Source organism: Candidatus Jettenia sp. AMX1 (assembly GCF_030263775.1).
Lineage (GTDB): Bacteria > Planctomycetota > Brocadiia > Brocadiales > Brocadiaceae > Jettenia > Jettenia caeni.
Genome location: NZ_SZPP01000026.1, coordinates 1 through 18,387, shown reverse-complemented (window position 1 = coordinate 18,387; position 18,387 = coordinate 1). Strand labels below are relative to the sequence as shown.

At 37.2% G+C, this 18,387-nt stretch carries 11 protein-coding genes; 5 read left to right on the top strand and 6 right to left on the bottom strand.

Going from position 1 to position 18,387, the window contains the following annotated elements; translation table 11 throughout:
• Positions 1–275: 275 nt before the first annotated feature.
• From FBQ94_RS09180 to FBQ94_RS09170, 3 genes are all read left to right on the top strand, one after another.
• A complete protein-coding gene (locus FBQ94_RS09180; RefSeq protein WP_285442099.1) occupies positions 276–1,076 on the top strand; it encodes a glycoside hydrolase family 5 protein in 801 nt (266 codons plus the stop codon).
• Between the two features lie 832 nt (positions 1,077–1,908).
• Positions 1,909–2,802 carry a sulfotransferase family protein gene (locus FBQ94_RS09175; protein WP_007223155.1) on the top strand — a complete coding sequence of 298 codons (894 nt, stop codon included), beginning with the start codon at positions 1,909–1,911 and terminating at the stop codon, positions 2,800–2,802.
• A gap of 1,480 nt (positions 2,803–4,282) precedes the next feature.
• Entirely contained in the window at positions 4,283–5,728 is a 1,446-nt protein-coding gene (locus FBQ94_RS09170) for a family 20 glycosylhydrolase (RefSeq protein ID WP_007223154.1), read from the top strand.
• Positions 5,729–5,785: 57 nt separating this feature from the next.
• Here the strand turns inward: FBQ94_RS09170 and FBQ94_RS09165 are convergent, their stop codons facing one another.
• Complete coding sequence (locus FBQ94_RS09165) at positions 5,786–6,844, bottom strand: MraY family glycosyltransferase (RefSeq protein ID WP_083849332.1); 1,059 nt, start codon at positions 6,842–6,844, stop codon at positions 5,786–5,788.
• Between the two features lie 1,013 nt (positions 6,845–7,857).
• Between FBQ94_RS09165 and FBQ94_RS09160 the strand changes: the two genes are divergently transcribed.
• Together FBQ94_RS09160 and FBQ94_RS09155 are read left to right on the top strand one after the other, a co-directional pair.
• Positions 7,858–9,255 (top strand): mannose-1-phosphate guanylyltransferase/mannose-6-phosphate isomerase, encoded by a 1,398-nt coding sequence (locus tag FBQ94_RS09160; RefSeq protein WP_040544576.1) that lies wholly within the window; start codon positions 7,858–7,860, stop codon positions 9,253–9,255.
• A 17-nt stretch (positions 9,256–9,272) separates the two neighbouring features.
• The gene (locus FBQ94_RS09155) at positions 9,273–10,298 is read left to right on the top strand and encodes an NAD-dependent epimerase (protein ID WP_040544574.1); all 1,026 of its coding nucleotides are present in this window, start codon (positions 9,273–9,275) and stop codon (positions 10,296–10,298) included.
• Between the two features lie 706 nt (positions 10,299–11,004).
• Here the strand turns inward: FBQ94_RS09155 and FBQ94_RS09150 are convergent.
• The 5 genes from FBQ94_RS09150 to FBQ94_RS09130 all read right to left on the bottom strand — a co-directional run bounded on the left by FBQ94_RS09150 (position 11,005) and on the right by FBQ94_RS09130 (position 17,990).
• Positions 11,005–12,651 carry a capsule assembly Wzi family protein gene (locus tag FBQ94_RS09150; protein WP_007223150.1) on the bottom strand — a complete coding sequence of 549 codons (1,647 nt, stop codon included), beginning with the start codon at positions 12,649–12,651 and terminating at the stop codon, positions 11,005–11,007.
• Entirely contained in the window at positions 12,644–13,876 is a 1,233-nt protein-coding gene (locus FBQ94_RS09145; protein WP_007223149.1) for a GumC family protein, read from the bottom strand. Before FBQ94_RS09145 ends, FBQ94_RS09150 begins: the two co-directional genes overlap by 8 nt.
• 12 nt (positions 13,877–13,888) lie before the next feature.
• Entirely contained in the window at positions 13,889–16,210 is a 2,322-nt protein-coding gene (locus FBQ94_RS09140; protein WP_007223148.1) for an SLBB domain-containing protein, read from the bottom strand.
• Between the two features lie 468 nt (positions 16,211–16,678).
• Positions 16,679–17,380 (bottom strand): LolA family protein, encoded by a 702-nt coding sequence (locus FBQ94_RS09135; RefSeq protein WP_007223147.1) that lies wholly within the window; start codon positions 17,378–17,380, stop codon positions 16,679–16,681.
• Positions 17,373–17,990, bottom strand: coding sequence for an HAD family hydrolase (locus FBQ94_RS09130; RefSeq protein ID WP_007223146.1), 618 nt, complete (start codon positions 17,988–17,990; stop codon positions 17,373–17,375). The genes FBQ94_RS09135 and FBQ94_RS09130 overlap by 8 nt, the downstream gene beginning before the upstream one ends.
• Positions 17,991–18,387: the final 397 nt, after the last annotated feature.

The window sequence follows — 18,387 nt, the reverse complement described above, 5'->3', positions numbered from 1 at the left end:
ATACCTTACACCAAATAGGTGAGTTAACCAAATAAATCAAGTTGTTACTTTACTTATGCTTATCAACTTTTGTCTGTATTCAATTACAAAATTCAGGTAGTATACTGTGAAAAGTTTAATGAGACCTATGAAGTACTTCTTCTCTTGGCTGCAATCATTATTTGCCGGAGAAAAGTTAAAGTTATTCTCAGATAAGCGATTAATCGTTAAAAAAAGCTTTTTAATATCAAATCCTTATAATTATCCTTTTAGCTAAAAAAGAGGAGGATTCATAAGTGTATTTTATTTACAATCTAATAAGTATAATAATTGCAACATGGTTGTTTGGTGTGCAAGATGCGCTATCAACTGAAATTCCGAAAAATTGGCCTTGGAGAGGAGTTACTTTAGATATCTCAAATTCTGTACCAGAGGATATTATAATTCTCAAGAAACGCCTTGATATTAATTCAGTGCGAATAACATTAAATGTACGGCAGATGGCTCAGCGACAAAACTTAAGTTCCAATGTTGTATGGTCAAAAGGTATTGAATATGCTGATAAAATGTTGGATGCGTGTCGTAGAGAAGGTGTTGCTGGAATCATTAGTATCCATCAATTCCCTATAAACCCTAATTTATTATTAAATCAGGAATCCCCTGGTTTTTGGAATAATCCTGAGTATCTTACTGAAGTAATTAGCTTAGTTGGAAATATTGTAAAGCATTTTGAGAAGAGAGGAACTGAATTAGGTGCATATGAGGTGTTAAGTGAACCTCTTTTGCGTGACGGAAATAAAATTATTGTTCCTCCTGCATGGCCTAAACTTTTACAAGATATCATTAAAGAGGTTAGGAAATATGACTTTAAACGATGGATAATTGTAACTCCAGGTCCCGGCGGATTGGCAAAGGGATATAAGGAGTTCAAACCATTAGATGATAAGAAAATAATTTATGGCGCGCATATGTATACACCGCATAATTACACCCATCAGGGAATAAAAGATAGGAAAAGAGGATTAGTTTATCCTGGATTTGTATTAAATAAATACTGGGATAAAAAGACGTTGGAGAAAAGCCTTTCAGATTTTTAGTGTTATTAGGTGGGCGCCTGGAGGAGAACAGTATCTCCTTGACTTAGTAAGTATATTTAATCGCTATGGATGGGGATGGGCGTATCATAGCTACAAAGGATATCATGGTTGGAATCCAGATTATGATTCTGTTTTTTCAATTGATAAACCCAAAGACTGGCAAAGCCATTATGTAGGAGAAAAATCTGTTCGCTGGGAGACATTAAAAAAAATGTTTTCGCATCAATGAATAATATATCTAAATTCCGGATTATTGACATCTAAGTGGTTATACTAATACCATTGTGAACTCAATCAGTACTTTGTTAAATTTTAAGAGACTAATTTTTTCTTCGGTGGAATCAAAATTCAAACGAGGAATTCATAGCGAGCTTGACTTCATTAAAGGTAAATAGGAGGAGTTTCAAGGACATTATTGATACTTGTCCGCATAAAAGCAGGGATAGGTATTTTGTTTTATTAAGGCAGACAGGAGTCCTTGCAATAAAACGCAAATTTCAATAACGCTCAATTTTCTGAATATGCCTGCCTTGATAATAGTCAAACTGACATTCAATCGGTGCCTATATTATTATTGAAAGATACAAAAAAACGTTGCTCTGGGATTTGTTTATCTGGTAGCTCTCGTGGTATATACTTTAAAAAATAAACCCCAAGGCTAAGCCTTATTGTAAGATTTAGGTACCATTATGTTGCTTTGCAGTACTTCTCATATTTTTTTTATTTCCCATTGCCTTTTCTCTTCTTTCAAATGTTATTGGAAGAAATTTAAACGACGGCGTTTTTAGTTCATTATTCAAATCTTTTAGGGAATATTTAGTGTAGGAATATTATGAAGAATTATTTACCAAACCTCATAATTGCCGGTGTTGGCAAGGCAGGTACTACATCACTTTTTTCGTATCTGTCAAAACATCCTGATATTTGTACTTCAAACATAAAGGAAACACACTACTTTTCACCATTAATAGATGATAAAGAACTGCAACCAATAGATGATTATAAGAAATATTTTTGCCATTGTGATGATCATCGGTATATTTTAGAAGCCACACCAAGATATTTTTATGGAGGGGTGAAAGTTGCACGTGCAATATATGAAAGGCTAGGTCCTATAAAGATTATTCTTGTTTTTCGCGATCCTGTAAATCGCCTATTTTCATTTTACAAACATCTTAAAGGAACAGCATGGATACCAAAGAGTATATCTTTTGATGAATATGTTAGACTTTGTAATGGGTTGTCTAAAGAAAAATATTATTCTTTTAAAGCAATCCAGAGCGGTTTTTATGATGATTATTTGGATGATTGGTATGCTATTTTTAATGGTTCTATTAAAATTGTTTTTTTTGAGAATATGAATGCAAATCCATACTCTTTTATGTCTGAACTATGTTCTTGGCTTGATATCGATAAAGAGATTTATTCTTATTATAAATTTTCTATTGAGAATAAAAGTACTCTTTATAAAAATAAGTTGATTCATAAGTTAGCTATAAATATTAATAAAAGGTTTGAAAAATTCTTTAGAAGATATCCTGATAGTAAGAAAATTATTAGGGATATGTATTACTTTGTAAACCATGATTCTAAGGACGAGACTATTTCAGATTACACGCGTTCATATCTTGATTCGTTGTATGAGGAACATAATAATAGATTACTGAATAAACTTTTGTTGAGAGGTTATTCGAATTTTCCAAGTTGGCTAATAAAGAAGACCTGAATTCTACCGAAAGTTGAATGACGGCGATTTGAAAGTTTTTACTCAAGAGATTGTGATTTTTCTCAATGGAGATTGATATTCTAAAAGGAGTTTAATCACGTTACTTTAAATTTTTAATAGATATCGTAATATTTGTTATAGAGCGTTTAAGTTTAAGGTGTATCCCACTGTCTAACGTGACTTTACTTTAGTAAAGTCACGTTAGTGCCTCTATGCAAAACTCTAAATCTTCATGATATGACAGGTCGTCACATTGTCATGAGCCGCTATACCCAGCCGGATAAGGATGTTTCTCTTCTTTTAGCACAATTGGGATTGATGCTTCCTGAACAACCGCCGCCTAAGGTTTATGCATCAGGATAAGTCGATCTGTAGTGCCGACCTTTTTCCATGACCCATTGAATTTATTGGCTCAACGGCTTACCTAACCCTCGAATTGTGAATGTCGAGCTAGTGCGTCTTGATCCCGATAATCGGTAAAACACTTTGAAAACTCTTGTATAAAACCTCTTGCTTGTTCTCCTTCTCTCAGTAAAAGTCCTCTTGCATCCGTTGTTATTCTCCCACCATTACATTGGCTTATGACCTTTCTTCCATGTAACTCCTGATACTCTCTATTACGTCTTTACACCCTGTTTTCACCTTCTCTCCCTCCTCCTTTTGGTATAATCTGTTACCCTTTCGTATCTTATAACATAATCAATGGGGTATGTCTATCTCTTCGGTGAGAAATCCTAGCTAGAGGCAGATGAAGTATTTTGAGAGACTCCATCAATTCATTTGACATTCAAGATTCTTCTCTTATCCTTCCTAATAAAAACTTGAACGTAACAATGGGGTATGCCTTATTTTCCTTCTTACATAATGCAATGTGGCATGTCACATTTTTGTAACGGCACACTTATGTGATATTTCACACTTTATCATTTTATTAATAGTCTTTTATTCTCTTCTTGTTATGGTAATTCATGCCTTATTGAAAATATAGAAAAATTTAATTTAAGTATAGCAGTTATAAACACTTAACCAACAAATACCATGATTTTCTCGTAGAAAAGATTAAAATATTAAGTTGTGTAGATTTAAGTGTTTATAAATATACAACTTAAATTAAATTTAAATTTTTTTAACCCATATTCCACACCTAACAGTCATAAGTTCTTGAAATTACTAAACTTAATTTTTTAACTGCCAAATTTACAGTTTTGTAACTTATTATATATAAAGACTTATAAATAGATACGGAATGTGGGTTTTAATAAAATAATATTCTACCTACGTAAAGTGCAATTTAATCTCATGGTATGTTTTTTGATTTTAAAATAAAGTTAAAGATTGAAGTCATCCTAAAAATCTAATTTATCATCTATAAGCATTTAAAATCCAGTGTTTATTGGGATGATTTCTAAACATAAAATCTATTTCAGAGTCAAATATAAATGCCCTGACTTAGTTTGAGATTATAATTACGAGGTGATATATGAATTATAAAAGAACAAGTTTTTTTTCCTCTTTACTATTCTTCTTACTATTGTGGAGTAGTATTGTGTTAGCTGAGCAAATCATTGTTCCATCTCCAAAACAAAAGAATCTTGTGAGCAGATATATTATAGTAGGTTCAAATAGTAAATTAATTACTCCTCCTTACTTTAGAAATCGTTTTGAATCCATGGTACTTGAGTTAGAAAATTACATACAAAGTTTAGATTCACAAGAAAGTACCATAGATATAGTAGTTAAAGTATTACCAAACCGAATGATAAAGGCGTTAAGACAGTATGAGGGTTACACGATAGTGATATCTTCTGATAAGATATTAATCACAGGAAAGGACTATTTAGGTGCATTGTATGGCTTAACTTTTTTTGAAGCACTGGTAAGGGAAAATAATGGGAAAATTAAAAAAGGGAAGATTGCTAATTGGCCTGATATGAGAATCCGTGCTCTTCATTTAGGGATTGTAAAAAGGTTAGGACTAGAAGGTATGAAAGAACTGATAAAATTAGCACGCTTTGGCCATTATAATACTTTGATAATTATGATAAGAAACAATGTTGCCTTCAATACAATGGAGCAGTTAGCAAGTGAGGGTACATGGTCAAAGGAAGAGTTTTTAAATATAGTAAGATTTGCCAAAGAAAACGGACTTGATATCATACCAGATATGAGTTTACTGACACATCAGGAAAAATTACTTAAAGAATTTTACCCTCAACTTATGTATAATAAAGCTACTTATGATCCTCAAAATGAGGCTACTTATACTACCATCTTGCCTATGATTGATGAAGTTATAGATCTAATTAACCCAAAAGCATTCCATATAGGACATGATGAGGTGGCAGGCTATAGTAAAAAAACGAGGGAAAAATTGATTCAAGAGGGAAAAGAAATGCTGCCTCCAGAACTTTTTTTGAAGGATGTAGAACGTATACATACGTATCTAAAAGAGCGTGGCATTAGGACATGGATGTGGGGGGATATGCTTATTGCTCCTGATGAATTTCCAACAATGTTAGCCAATTGTTTACACGGCGCTCAACTAAATTATGCTTCTTTAAGAAATAAAATTCCTAAGGAGATCGTTATTTGTGATTGGCATTATTTTGATGAACAACCGAATTTCCCTTCGGCTTTATCGTTTATAGAAGCTGGTCACAAAGTACTTGGCGCTACTTGGAAGAGTGAAGTGACAATAGAAAATTTTAGTCATTATATTGCAAACATACCTATACATGCAGAAGGAATGATTGCCACTACATGGTTCGCTGCGTTAGGGGGAAATATTAATGCTTTAAAAAAAATAATACAAACATCAGCCAATGCCTTTTGGAATGCAAAGTATCAACGGCAATTCAATAAACGTACGGGATACCAAACTTACAGCATAGGCAACCCTGCTGATCATATCACTCCAATTCAATAGACATACGGGATACCAAACACGTAACAAATTTTAGGAAAGTATACTCTGATTTAGTTATTATTTTGAGCCATGAGCTAAGCCAATTCTCTTTGTGAATTTCATTTTGTATATATAAAGTTCTTTTACAAAGAACGAAGATGAGAAATAGAGGATGAAGTAGGTGAAGAATATGAAAAATAAATAATGATCTGGGACTCTCATGATTGCACACAAAATCCCCAGGATAGCAAAGAGAGATGATGCGAAAAGGATTATCTTAACGGTTGTCCTTTTCTGAAAACCCATCCTTAACAAGATATGATGGATATGGTCTTTGCCTGCATGAAATGGACTTTTGTTTTTTAACTTTCGTTTAATCATAACCGTTAAGGTATCAACGATCGGTACGGCCAATATAAGTATGGGAACCATAGGTGAAACATGGGTGTGGTGCTTCTGTGTTATGGCTATTGCGAGAAAAGCGGTAGTAAAACCAAGAGAACCGCTTCCTATATCTCCCATAAACAGTTTAGAAGGATGCCAATTGTATTTCAGGAAACCAACAACAGCGCCACTCAAGGCTATACTTAGCAACATCAACTCTTTCTGGTGGTTTATGTAAGAGAGAATGGCAAATGATATAAGGGTTATAAAGGAAATGCCACCTGCAAGGCCATCGATACCATCGATCATGTTCATTGCGTTTATAACACCGACTACACAAAATATGGTAATAGGAATTGCGAGAATGCCGAGATGGATTGGTCCGAGAGAAAAGAGGTTCCCGCAAGAAACAAGAACCGTTTTACTAAAATACATCATAAGAATTGCTGAAAATGTTTGTGCTGCAAACTTCCATCGATGATTCAATCCTTTGAAATCATCGATAAATCCGGTAATAACAAGGACTATAAGGCCTACATAAAATCCTCTCAGGTTTGAAAGAGAGATAAATAAGAGGGAACAAATAAAAAAGGCTATGAAGATTCCAAGCCCGCCGACAAGAGGCTTAGGACTCATGTGGATTTTTCTCTTATGAGGTAAATCCATTAACCCTATTTTAGAAGCGACATTGGAAAGGCCTGGCAGGATAACGAGAGTTATAACGAGCGAAGTCAAAGAAATTAAAAATATCATAGTTTGTTAAAATATCATAGAAAATGTTTTAAGGTATAATAAAAGGTAAGCTCAATGTACTGCACATCAACACTTTCTTCATAGATATTCACACCATGATCAACCTCTCTTCCCGGATACATGATAAATGTTTCATAAGTAAGCTACAGAAGTAGACTGCTTGATTATTTTGAGGCAAAATAACTATGCGCAAGCATCTCGCAAAGATACTGAAAGATAAAAACCTTCACTCTCAAGACACAATTCCTCAAACAGTAAACAGTTCGATGGTAAGATGATACTTTTTAACAACACTTCAAAGAACTTTCAAAACTCTTCACTTCAAATTGCATAATCTCTTCAGACAGATCATCATTGTATTCCTACTTGCTGCTAAAATTTGGCACTCTATATAACATTGATTGGTTTCTCTGTCAAGTAAAATAAAAAAATATTTTTGCCGAAAATACTCAAATTATTTTAAGCTCGCTATTTGAGATAAATTTTTAATGTAACGAAACAAATACAAAATTTAATATTTTTGAAAAAATATGATAAAAGGGTTTTTTCTTTAGAGGTCAAAAGAACAAAAATCTGTTTGCGTATCCGTTCAATTATGATATACTTCGCCTGATTCAGGATTTTAAGTACCAGACCACAAGTTTTTGTACGTTACAAAATCTCATGTAAAACACTCTGGAAAATTGTGCAAGAATTTATGGTCAGATATTTAACACCGTAGTTTTTTGAAAAACAACCCCATAGGGGTGAAATATTTATAGAAAATGTATATACAAAACCTTAGCTCCATCGGAGCGGTATGTAACCTTAGCACAGAGACACCATGCCGCTCCGATGGAGCTTGATTGTGACAGAGATTTATCTATAAACATTTCGCTCCTCATGGAGCTTTTCACGTTGCTTCCATCGGAGCTTCTCACGGTATTTTTTCAAAAAACGAAAGTGTTACCATAATTCTCATAAAGGTATTGATAACAGTAATTCCTATTTTCTCGATAAACTCCGGAGGTACAATGAAGGCGTTAATCCTTGCAGGGGGCTCTGGTACAAGGCTTTGGCCACTAAGTAGACAAAATTTTCCAAAGCAATTTCTCAAATTGAATGAAGACAAATCCCTTTTGAAGCAAACTGTGGAAAGGCTAATGACCAGTATTCCACCAGGCGATATTATTATCATGACAAAAAGCGATTATAAATTTTATGTTATATCTGAATTAAGTGCTTTATCTGTCACTCATTCAATACTTGAACCGGGAAGCAGGAATACAGCGCCTGCAATAGCTCTTGGAATTAAGTACTGTATAGATAAATTGGGGTGCGATAAAGATGAAGTAATTTTCGTATCACCCTCTGACCATATAATCAGACCGGTTGAGAAGTTCAGGGAATATCTGAAGGAAGCAGAGGAGATTGCAAAGGATGGTTTTATCGTTACCTTTGGAATTCAGCCTACAAAACCTGAAACCGGATACGGATACATCAAATGCAACAGACAGGGTCTTCATGATAAACAAAGATATTGTAACGCGGAGAAATTTACCGAGAAGCCCGATAGAGAAACGGCACAATGTTATCTTAACGAAGGCAATTATTACTGGAATTCCGGTATGTTTGCCTTTACCATAGGGACTATAATGGAAGAATTCAAAAAATATGCGCCCCGGATACATAAGGAACTTGATAAGGGCTTTGATGAAATATTATCAACCTTTATCCAAATGCCTGATATATCGATCGATTATGCGATAATGGAAAAGTCAGATAAGGTAATAACCCTGCCTCTCGACTTATACTGGAATGATATAGGCTCATGGGATTCATTATTTGATGTCCTGGATAAAGATGAGAGCGGAAATGTTAAAATAGGCAATGTTATATCTATTAATACAAGAGGCACACTTATTCTTGGCAATAAGAGATTGATATCAACTATAGGATTGGAAGATTGTTTAATTATTGAGACTGACGATGCCATACTCGTTGCAAAAAAAGGCGAAGCTCAGAAGGTAAAGGATATTGTAAATAAACTAAAAGAAAATGCAAGAAGTGAAGGAGAAGAACATGTTACAACTTACAGGCCGTGGGGAAGCTATACGGTTCTTGAAGAAGGGCTAAGGTATAAAATCAAACGGATAGTGGTAAATCCAAATGAAAAACTGAGCATGCAGATGCACCATCACAGGTCTGAACACTGGGTAGTTATCAAAGGCGCAGCAAAAGTAATTGTTGGTGGCGAAGAAACGTTCATGCATGAGAATGAGAGTATCTACATACCAAAATCGATGCCACATAGGCTTGAAAACCCCGGTAAAATACAACTCGAGATAATAGAAGTTCAAAATGGAGAATATGTCGAAGAAGATGATATTGTGAGAATGGATGATGTATATGACAGAACAAAAACTGATTAAATAGGGAGAATTATTCATTGACTACCCGACATCCAACGCGGATTTTAGTGACCGGTGCAGCCGGTTTTATCGGTTTCCATCTCTGTAAAAAACTTATTGAGCGTGGTGATGATGTTATCGGTATTGATAATATTAATAATTACTACGATGTTACTTTGAAACTCAACAGATTAAAACAACTCGAAGGAAAAAAGAACTTCGAGTTTATCAGAATGGATCTCTCAGACAAGGATAGGATTATAAAGCTCTTCTCTGAAAAAGGATTTCATGTGGTGGTAAACCTCGCGGCACAGGCTGGTGTGAGATATTCATTAAAAAATCCTTATGCGTATATCGACAGTAATATTTGTGGATTCCTGAATATCCTCGAAGGCTGCAGACATAACCATATTAAACACCTTGTTTTCGCCTCATCGAGTTCAGTGTACGGCGCCAACACAAAGATGCCATTTTCCGTGCATCATAATGTAGACCATCCTGTTTCTCTGTATGCAGCGACCAAAAAAGCAAATGAACTTATGGCGCATACCTATGCAAGTCTCTACAACATCCCCTGTACAGGACTCAGATTCTTCACGGTCTATGGCCCGTGGGGCAGACCTGACATGGCATACTTTTTATTCACAAAGGCCATCATAGAAGGGAAACCGATAGACGTATTTAACCATGGAAAAATGAAAAGGGATTTTACCTACATCGATGATATTGTAGAGGGCGTAGTCAGGGTAACAGACAAGACCCCTGAATCTAATGCCCAGTGGAGTGGAGATAATCCCGATTCAGCATCAAGCTACGCGCCCTATAGGCTTTATAATATCGGCAATAATAATCCTGTCGAGCTGATGAGGTTTATTGAAGTAGTGGAGGCATGTCTTGGTAAAAGGGCAGAAAAAAATTTCTTACCCATGCAAAAAGGGGATGTGCATGCTACATATGCTGATATTGACGATTTGGTAGCGGATGTAGGCTTTAAACCATCAACTCCGATTGAGAAGGGAATCGAAGAATTTGTAACGTGGTATCGAATGTACTACGATATATAATGTGCATTTTTACGGATAATTAAAGGTATAGATATATTCATCAGAATTATGGTATATCCTGGTTTACAATCTCGTGTAATGTATAAGAATTTCAATTCTGTAGGGTAACCCTTTAGAGTTGCTATCCCCGTGCACATTCAGGCGGGGAAGCAAGGCTAAAGCCTTGCCCTACGCCTTAGTAAGAAAAAGGCGGCCGAAGGTTTGTTTTAATGTATAGGAAATTCAAACAAACTACGTAGTGGCAAGGCGCGCCTTGCCACTGCACGTCTTTACGATTTAAAAGTCGCCGAAGGCCTCATTAAATGTATAGGAACTTCAATTCCGTAGGGTCCCTTTCGGGTTGCTATCCCGGTGTATACATTCTAGCGGGGAGGCAAGGCTGAAGCCTTGTCCTACGTTCTTATTAAGAGATAAAAGTCGCCGAATGCTTAATGAAACGTAGATAGGAAAAGAATAGCAACGGAGCATTTCTCCTTAAGTTATCTATAGTTACTCAAAATACTGTTGGATCGTAAGGGTATTACGGATAAGAGCTGTTTAAAAAGGCAATATTATATCATTGCGAAGGAGGAGTGACTGAACACTTAATCCTCATTATAAAGGAGACGCAGGGGTTGTTAATTTCTTGATAATCCCCTTATTCTCCCTTTAAAACTCATCTTTACTCACAAGTATAGAGGAGGGGAGTGGGAGAAATGAATGTTTTTTATAATGAGTAGGTAAATTCGAATCTAAAGAGGTGATCGTTCTGTCTTTCCCCACTGACAAAGTCGTGATTGGTAATGCGGGAAAAGTCGTATTGCAGAAAAATAGAGGAACGGTCTGAGACCTGGTAAGAGACGTCTAATCCAAACGAATAGCGCTTCTCATGCGGTAATTTTCCAACAAGATCATGTTGTGTGGTGCCAATCTCAGCCCGGCTTGCCTGAAATCCCAGGAGGATGTCCTCATTAATCCACCGGCTAAGGCGCGCATAAAGCTCACTTCCATCAGTTCCAATAAAATGAGAAAGGACAGAATCTCTGTATATAAATCCGTTTTCATAAATATTATTATGGGTAAACATGATAGAAGTACTCTTGGCATATTCGAGCCGAAAATCGAGTTTTGGATCTCCTAAAAAGCCCGTGAGATAAGTACCCACAATTCCACCTGGTTGCTTAGGGTAAATCCAACCCTTTCGGGTGTCATCCCATCCCATCTCACCATAGAGAGATACATCCCGGGCAATAAAAATATAGCGATCTACATTGGGTATTCTTACTGTGATATCAAGAGATAACAGATTGTTAACATTTCTGTTACTATCCGGATCATCAACATCTTCTGATGTAGTGGTTTGAAAGATGGTTCCAGGAAAGTCTTTTATCGTATAGCCACGTCCGTCACCAGCAAATTGGTAAGCACGACCATGACCTATCTCCACAAAGCGGGAAGGAGCTAAGCTAATGCGATAGCCACCTACAAGAGGATGAGAAGGTATTTGATTACCATCGAGTTTTCCTACAAATGTTGTCGCCTTGATTGGGCCGATATGACGAAAAATCCAGGGAAGTCTGAAAGGCTCTGCTGAGCCAAGCCGTATCTGGTCAAGCGGGGGAGCGTTGTTAGAAAAGAGCATTGAGCCATGATATCCAGGTCCCCACCAGAGACTGTCACGTCCCACTTCAAGTTCTGTATTCCAGAGTGTGAGTTTTGCATAACCGATTTGTAATCGACCCTGAGAGCCATCTTTATTCAAAAAAAACTCTGGCTGATAATACAGTGACAGGAAGTCCCCTAATTGGTTCCTTCCGTCGAAAGTAAAGTCTGTATTTATTCCTTCACTAAAGCTTCGTCCAAAATTGTTAACGGGCTTCTGTGAATTATTGGCTAAAGCATTTCCGAATTGAATATTATCCACAGGTTTGAGATTCAAAAATTTTGGTTGTGCCTCATAATTGAGTGGTGTCTTTACCCCCATTTCTGCCAATTCACTGCCAAATTCTTCTATAAGCTTGTAAAGCAAATCTTCTAAATAATTGCGGTCATTATAATCACCATAGTCTTGTTCCAGTTTGTGTATTGCCTGTGCAACAATCCTGGCTGCTTCCATTCGGCTCAGCGGCTTGGTATTGAGGAGCGCCTGGTCTGCTAATCCTGCAAGAACAATCTTTTCCAGTGCGTCATAAACCCATGAGCGGAATAAAGAGAATCCACCCCAGTTTTTTAACGGAACGTTAGTTCTATCACCTGCTTGAAGTGGCGGAATGAGTACGACAGAATAAACAGCAAATAAAAGGTACGGTAAGATTACCAGGTAGCATACTTTCCATCGTTGCCAGAGAAACATTGTGGTTTGGTTATTAAACATTGGTCGTGGATTTTCTTCGACTAATTTCTGCAGATTCAGCTATCCTTAACCTCTGCTTTTCAATATATTCTTTTGAGAAGATACCAAAGATACCCAATATGAGGCTCATGAATCCTGCAACAGCGATAAAAATCTTCGTCTTGGGTTTCGATTTTTTTTCTGCAGGAACAGCTCGGTCTAAGATTTGGACTGATGGCGTATCTTTTACCTCAGCGATCTTGGCTTCCTCTAATTCCTGTTTCAGAAAGGTATAGAGCGTTTCCTCTATCTTTACATTACGCATTAATCTGACAAGCTCTAAGGTTACCTGAGGGACATTGGCTACCGGAAGATAAATTTCTTTTTGGTAATGGTTAGGATTGTTCGTGCTTGAAGGCAGGTCTAAGCCACTACTGTATTGCGATTTGGCAAGTTGGTGTTTTAATTCTTCAATTCTGCGCTTCAGTTTAATGACCTCCGGATGGTTTGCTTTAGCAAAATCCTGCATTACTTGTAATTGCACTTCAGCAGCCATTATTTCTCCCTTGAGAGTAGCTCCTGCCTCGATAGCTCCCTTTGCCTGTTCTTCAAGGGCGATGGTACGATGTTTTTCCTTGAATTGTTTTAAAGCTTCTTCCGCCGCCTGCAGATTACTTTCTGTTTTTAATAATTGCTCTGCAATAAAATGGCGTTGCCGGCTCGCGGCGCCGGTTCCAAACTGTGCTACAAGACGATCCAGATAATCTACGTATGTATTAGCAATATCCGCTGCCATTTGAGGGTTCTTATCTTCTACAGTAATGGAGATTGCGCCTTCTTCTTCTGTTTCGGAAATGTTGGTAACATCATCCAAACATTCGAGCACGTCTTCAATATATAATTTATCGTAATATTCCTTGAGTTTAAACTGAGTGATAATATAATCTTTCATGGTCCGGCTTTTCAAAATACTTAAATAGATATCCCGGTTTTGCGTTAAAGAAGGTATTGAAATTCCAGCGGCTTGAGCAAGGTTAGCCGCGCCTCCAAGATTGCTCATAAGATCATCCGATGTTTCAGCCGGAGTAAGGATTGATGCAGTAGATTGATAGATCTTTGAAGAGAGTAAACAAAATATCAATGCGCCTGCAACTGAAGTTAAGAAGATGATTCCCAGTAATATTTTATGTTTCCAAATTACATACCAGTATTCAAGCAGGTTAATTTCATCTTCAGCTTGTTGTTGCTGGTATTGTTGCTCTACCATGAAAAATTCTCCTTAAAGCAAAATTGACAATGCAGCAAAAGTAAGAGCAGTTTGACCAGCTATGGTAGCAACATCCTTTATCCATGTCCAATCCTTTATTTCAATCTTTGGAGGTACAACAATCGCATCGCCAGGGTCAATATTCCTTAACTTTAAAAACCCTATAAGGGCGGAACCATCAGCCTTGAGCAGATATATTTCTTTTTTATCGGCAGCCTTTGAAAAACCACCTCCACGATTCAGGTAATATTGAATATTCTTGCCGTTTTTGTAAACAAAAGAAGTTGGGTTTCGCACACTGCCTAAAACCATAACCTCTACTGGTTCCCGGGGTACTGTTAAGATGTCTCCATCTTGCAGGATCAAGTCATTTTGTGATCCCTCAAATTTCTCTATAGTATCCAGATGGATAACAATTCTACCTAAAGTAACTCTTGAAGCTATTAGCTTTAGTTGCTGACGTCTCTGTGCTATTTCAAGTTCTCGGATACTCCTATTTTCTGCGCTGTAGCTGAGAAGCGCTTGTCCCTCAGCTAAGAGACCCTCCTCATATTGCTTTACAAATTGATCTAGCATTTCTTTTTCTCTTACCTGTACTGCTTTTCGGGTAAATACAGCCCCCTTTAAATAAGCCACATTGGTAAAATTTCCGGCGCGCCGGATTACAGAACTTAGGCGTTCCCCAGGCTGTATCGTATAAGTTCCCGGGCGTTTAAATTCTCCTGTGAGAGTTATAGACTCGGGAGCCTTAAACTCACTTCTTACCGTAATGAGATCATGAGGCTGAATGAATATGTCTTGTGCATGTTCATCTTCCCAAAGTTTCTTTAGATTTATATGAATAACTTCGGTCGTCAAATCATCTTTAAAGCGAATAATTTCCACGTTATCCAGATAAGCCTCAGGTAGGAGAGATTCTGGTGGAAGTACTTGCCTTATTGTTATTCCCGGCTTAACCTCGTATTCGCCAGGGTGTTTGATACTTCCATTAAGGCTAAAAGTGTTATAGATACGTGGATCCGTTGGATAAATTATAACCAGATCACCGTTTTGTAGTTCAATGCCTTTCGGTGTAGTTCCATCTTTTTCCGCATGAGTAAGATCAAGATCAATGACCTCTCGTTCTGCATTTGGTTTTGTTCGGATAATCTGTACACGCTTAAGATAACTTTGTGGCGTCAAACCACCGGCCATAGTAATAAGATCGTTTATACGGATTGGTTCTTTTAGCTCATAGATAGCGGGCCGTTTTATTTTACCCATTATTCCTGCGATTGAACCTATGGGTGGGACAAAAATTACATCTCCTGCTTCTAAACGCAGGTCTCTGCTCTTATCACCATGAAGAAGAAAATCATAGAAATCAAAATACTCAACCATGTGCTGGTTTCGTTTTAGCTGGATATTCCTGAGCGACCCTGTTTTATTCGGACCTCCTGCAGCAAAGAGCGCATTCGTTATTGTAGAGAGTGCGCTGATGTTGTAAGCGCCGGGCTGGGCGACCTCTCCTACAATATAGATCCTGATGGTCCTAAGGTGTCCCATAGTTACACTCGATTGAAAATCCTTATAATACCGTGAAAGATGCGCAAGAATCAATTTTTCTGCCTGAGAAAAGTTGAGGCCCCATACCCTCACGGGTCCTATAGTAGGTAAATATATCCGGCCATAATGATCAACAGTTTGGATATACGTATTTTCCAAAGATCCCCATATGGTGATTCGTAATTCGTCTCCAGGCCCTAAAACATAATCTGACCCTACAGGGACGTTATCTATCGGAGCAAACGTTGAAATATTGCGATTGAAGATAGAGTATCCAAACTGATGGAGAGCCATAAGTGGAGCGCCCTCATCTGCTGGTGAATGTGCGAGCGATATATCCTGAAACGCAGATTCAATAGAAGATAATACCTCAGGTTGTAAACCAGCATCCGGAATTTGAATGGTTTCAGAGTTTAGAGTAGAAGTTGTACTTTGAGACTCTTGTTGTTGTGCCGAATCTATAGTAGGTTGGGAAACATCAGATCCCTGCGTGTTTACTACTCCTTGTTGGGATAATATAGATGATTGTGTAAGAGACGAACCACTTTGATAAGCATTTGGGCTTCCGGTAGAAGGAAGACTGGAAGAAGGGGGTAGCGCCTGTGTGGCGCCAGGTGCTAACGGGCTTACTGCTTGTGAGTTCGTTAAATATCTTTTTTCATCGAGCATTCTCAGTGACGATGGAATGCGTGGTAATTGTGAGTTTTTAACCTGAGCTAAGAGTGGATCATGTATCCACATTATTATCATGAAAATAAAAAAGGAAATAGTAAAAATCCTGCTTCTCATTCTCTCTCCTTGATTTTAAAGGCAATTTACGGAAAAAAATTTTCGATATTAAACATTAATCGCCTTTAATAATCAATCTTTTTTTACTTTTTCTACTACCTTTTGACCCAGTCTGTCTGCGTTGGAACGCGCCAGGGACGCTCCGCGTCTTGTCCCGGATGTTTAACTATAAAGACTTCTCATGATTACAGCCATTATACCATCTGGAAAATAGACCGATTCGTGAAATATGACGCAGAGGGTTGGAACGAGAATATCTGCCCACTATCACTTACTTTTTATGGAATATAGGGTGTACGAAAGAGAAAGACGTGGGTAAGGATAAGTTTAGAAAAGGGGGAACGAGAGATTTCCCCCTTTTCTAAAACACCCATATATTTCCCCCTTTTTTAAAGGGGGATCAAGGGAGATCAAGGGGGATTACGGGCGGTTTGTTATTCTTCACCGTTTCCACTGCTTTTGTTGACCTTACTTAAAAGGTTCAATGACTTCGACCCCTCTGGGAACATTAAAGGTGAAGAGCTTATCGGATAGGTTCTTATTAAGCCTTATATTTTTAAATTCGATAGTATTAACTACCTCACCTTCACTTTCGCGAAGTTCTATCTTGCCTGGCAACCAGAATCCCTCTTCTACCCATAATCGAATGGTAGTGTATTGGGACTTTGGATCTTTTGGCAACAGGTCGAGTATGTAGATTCGTTTTTTACCCTCTTCTTTTGTATCTGATAAGGTGATCTTATAATTCTTTTTTGCAGCCTCCACCGATTCTCCGTAACCAAATTCAAAAAAACCCATACCTTGTGAAGATTGTTTGCTTCCAATCTCATATTTTTCGACCTGTTTTTCTGATGGATGATATACCCATATATGTCTTCCATCTACAATATTTACTTCATTACGGGGTGGATAAAATTTCAGATACAGTTTTTTAGGTTTCTTGTAACTCATTTTACCTTGAGAGGTTTCTGTGGATTCAAGCAGGACAATGGCACGGGTATATACTATATCTGCCTTAAGAGTCTTAAATGCCGAATTGGCCTTCTCCATCTCGTCAAGGACTTCTGTTATATTTTTTCCTGCAGGAATTTCTTTGGACAAGACCTCTGTATGAAAAAGATAAAGGCTTATCATGAGGAAGACAAACACAATCAATTTGTTTTTATACATGATGCTCTCCACGGAGGCCTAACTCCATTTTTTCAAAATGCTCAATAACATGGATAATTTCACGAATGGCGCCTATTTCAAAGTCAGGGACTACCTCTGTTTCTCTATACTCATACTCTTTATAACGGAGCAGGACTGTCTTCGTTCCTGCAGATTTGCCACACATAATATCGTATTTATAGTCACCAACCATTAACAAATGGTCGGTATGGATATTCATCCTCTTACTCAGTAAAAAAATGGGATCAGGGGCGGGTTTTGGCCTCGTATCCTCACGGCTGACGATAAATTCAAAATGCAATTTATGTTTGTGAAGAACGGTTTCTACCGATTTACGTGAATTACGGGTTAAAAGCGCCTTTTTTAACCGCTTCTTAGAGATATACTCAAGCATTTCTAGTACCCCTTCGTTCAGTTCTGATTCACTTGCTGATTGTGCCTCATAACGCTCGAGGATTTCTAATGCTCTTGCACGTTCTTCGGGACTCGACCTTTCTGCGTAATCAATAATAAACCCGACTTTTGCGCCAATCTCTCTTTCGATAGCTGCAAAGTCTACATTCGGTTTCGTAAGTGTTCCATCCATATCAAATATTATTCCACGTAACATAATAGCCTCTTTTATCTCTTTTTAAGTATTTTGATGTTTATTGAAGTCCTCTTATTCTATCAGTAATCACAAGGCTTTCAAGGGAATTTAATCCTTGTTTGTATTTACTCATATTGAACGAATAAATACTTACACACATTTTAAACCAGAGATTAAAAGAAGGGGCCTATTCGATGAATTATAACGATTTCTTTCTTTAAGCAGAATATAAAGAGTATCCTATAGTACTTTTCCTTACAATTAATTTGCTTTTTTATAGTTAGCCTAAATATAATATTTGTAATTTTTGTAATTGATGATGGCTTTGTTGCACAAAGCCGGATAAATATCTGATATACTAAGAGAATAAGGGAAAGAGTACCATAAATTATTTTGTAGGATAAGTATATCAGTATGA

What these genes read in the sequence shown, in the direction of transcription:
- FBQ94_RS09175 (WP_007223155.1), top strand. Translation starts at nt 1,909, where the DNA reads ATGAAGAATTATTTACCAAACCTCATAATTGCCGGTGTTGGCAAGGCA.
- FBQ94_RS09170 (WP_007223154.1), top strand. Translation starts at nt 4,283, where the DNA reads ATGAATTATAAAAGAACAAGTTTTTTTTCCTCTTTACTATTCTTCTTA.
- FBQ94_RS09165 (WP_083849332.1), bottom strand. Translation starts at nt 6,844, where the DNA reads ATGATATTTTTAATTTCTTTGACTTCGCTCGTTATAACTCTCGTTATC.
- FBQ94_RS09160 (WP_040544576.1), top strand. Translation starts at nt 7,858, where the DNA reads ATGAAGGCGTTAATCCTTGCAGGGGGCTCTGGTACAAGGCTTTGGCCA.
- FBQ94_RS09150 (WP_007223150.1), bottom strand. Translation starts at nt 12,651, where the DNA reads ATGTTTAATAACCAAACCACAATGTTTCTCTGGCAACGATGGAAAGTA.
- FBQ94_RS09145 (WP_007223149.1), bottom strand. Translation starts at nt 13,876, where the DNA reads ATGGTAGAGCAACAATACCAGCAACAACAAGCTGAAGATGAAATTAAC.
- FBQ94_RS09140 (WP_007223148.1), bottom strand. Translation starts at nt 16,210, where the DNA reads ATGAGAAGCAGGATTTTTACTATTTCCTTTTTTATTTTCATGATAATA.
- FBQ94_RS09135 (WP_007223147.1), bottom strand. Translation starts at nt 17,380, where the DNA reads ATGTATAAAAACAAATTGATTGTGTTTGTCTTCCTCATGATAAGCCTT.
- FBQ94_RS09130 (WP_007223146.1), bottom strand. Translation starts at nt 17,990, where the DNA reads ATGTTACGTGGAATAATATTTGATATGGATGGAACACTTACGAAACCG.